Below are 300 nucleotides of genomic sequence, written 5' to 3'. Positions count from 1 at the left end.
CCGGGGCCTACAACCCGAAAGAAGGTGCGTATGGGTTGTGCCAATGGCTCGGTGGACGGCGTCAGAATCTCGAAGCCTTCGCCGCGGCGCAGGGCAAGCCGGTCGGTGATTGGAAGACTCAGGTCGACTTCATGATGCATGAGCTGCGCGGCGAGGAATCCGCTGCATATCGCAGGTTGCAGGCCACAGATACGCCGGGCGCTGCGGCGGCGGTATTCGATGAGTACTACGAACGAAGCGACCGCTCACTGCGAGGACAACGGATCGCCAACGCGGACAATATCGCGGCCAGCATGGGCA

At 62.3% G+C, this 300-nt stretch carries 1 protein-coding gene; it reads left to right on the top strand.

Going from position 1 to position 300, the window contains the following annotated elements; genetic code table 11:
• Window positions 1-300: phage tail tip lysozyme (locus GV790_RS29725; protein WP_218586500.1), on the top strand; the 300-nt coding region annotated here is incomplete at both ends.

It is taken from the genome of Nocardia cyriacigeorgica (genome assembly GCF_010858045.1).
In the GTDB taxonomy this organism is placed as follows: Bacteria; Actinomycetota; Actinomycetes; order Mycobacteriales; family Mycobacteriaceae; genus Nocardia; species Nocardia cyriacigeorgica_E.
Note: the sequence above shows the minus strand (reverse complement) of the source record. Positions and strands in the feature narration are given on the sequence as shown.